Here is a 1,735-nt window from a genome sequence, read left to right as displayed (position 1 = left end):
GGGGCTGTATCATAAGTCTCAAACCGAAAAACCACTATAAACGTTGTTTAAACAATGTTTATAGTGGTTTTTATGGTATAATAAAGATATAAAAAAGCAGAAAGTTGACGCTTTCTGCTTCGTCAATGCCTCTCCTCTAACACAAAAGAAAGGACATAAAAATGCATTTTCATTATAACACAAATCAATTAGCTTTGGAAATCTCTTATGCCTATATTCCTGAAGAAGCACATGTTGTCCACTTTATTGATGGCTTGGTCAACCAATTAGCCATTGATCATCCTTATGTGTTTGGTCGCCCGAGAGAATACCCTTTATCTGCCGTCTTAAAGCTCATTCTCTTTGCCTATACTCGAGAGATATTTACCAGTCGGAAGATTGAACGCTTTGCGGCTGAAAACTTACCGGCTCAATGGTTAACACAAGGTAGAGTCCCTTCACATACCACGATCTGCCGATGCCGAGTGGATGAGAGCATTCAAGACATTCTAGATGCTGGGTTTGATGGACTTGTAAACTATTTAATGGAACAACGTCTGATAGACGATGCTTTATTTATTGATGGAACAAAAATTTTAGCGAATGCGAATAAATATACCTTCGTCTGGAAAAAGAACATCATCCGTTTTGATGAAGCCAATGAAGCACAAATCAAAGAGCTGTTAAAAGAAACCAAAGTAGCCTATCAAGACATGACACTTCCTGAGGGAACAGACTTAACGATGGATCAGCTGGAAGAAGTGATGACACAGTTAGAGAGCTGTCTCGAAGCTTTAGAAAAAGAAGTGGAAGAAACAAAGAAACAATCGCCTAATCCGGCCAAGCAATCACGTCGTCGCTTAAAATCTCTCAAGCACCAACTCAATGAACGCATTGAAAAGAAACAAAACTATGAAGAACATCGTCATCTTTTAGGTGACCGTCATTCTTATTCTAAAACGGATACTGACGCGACCTTTATGCGGATGAAAGAAGATCCAATGCGAAACGGTCAAACTAAACCTGGCTATAACCTACAAATCGCCACCAGTCATCAATATGTATTAGCTTATGACATCTATCCCAATCCAACCGACACACGAACGCTTCAACCATTCTTTGAGACCCACCGTGCACTCATTGATTCGATGACTTATGTTTCGATGGACGCTGGGTATGGTTCCGAGTCCAACTATGCCTACTTAGAAGACCATCATCCCGATACCATCGCCATCATCCCCTATAGCACGATGTTAAAAGAACAGACAAAAAAATGGCAATCCGATGAAAAGAAAGTCTTCAATTGGACTTATCATGAAGCAGATGATTATTATATTGACCTTCAAGGGGTACGTTTCAATTTCAGTGCTTACCGTGAGCGAAAAAATCATTATGACGAGATTCAACAATTCAAAGAATACAAAGCTGAAACGCACACTTCAGGAGGCGAACGCATTGAAGCCGCATTTACTCCGAAAGGTTCCATCCGAAAAATCAGCGTCAATCCTTCTTGGGAATATTTTAAAGCTAAACAACGTGCACTGGCTGAAGAAGAAACCACCCAAGCCATTTATGCCCGCCGAAAAATCGATGTTGAAACTGCCTTTGGCTATCTCAAGGGTTCTTTAGGTTTCACCCGAGTCCACCTTCGAGGCAGACGGAAGGTGAAAATTGAATTAGGCATTGCATTACTGGCATACAATATCAATAAACTGGTGTTATATATCCAAGAACAAGAAAAAATAAAGACCCGAGA

1 protein-coding gene is annotated in these 1,735 nt (G+C 40.3%); it reads left to right on the top strand.

From position 1 onward, the window contains the following. Positions 1 to 161: 161 nt before the first annotated feature. On the top strand, positions 162 to 1,735 hold a 1,574-nt coding region (locus tag ACQV2X_RS08635; RefSeq protein WP_428894430.1), incomplete at its 3' end, for an IS1182 family transposase.

Source organism: Facklamia sp. P12945 (genome assembly GCF_050409485.1).
In the GTDB taxonomy this organism is placed as follows: Bacteria; Bacillota; Bacilli; order Lactobacillales; family Aerococcaceae; genus Facklamia.
Note: the sequence above shows the minus strand (reverse complement) of the source record. Positions and strands in the feature narration are given on the sequence as shown.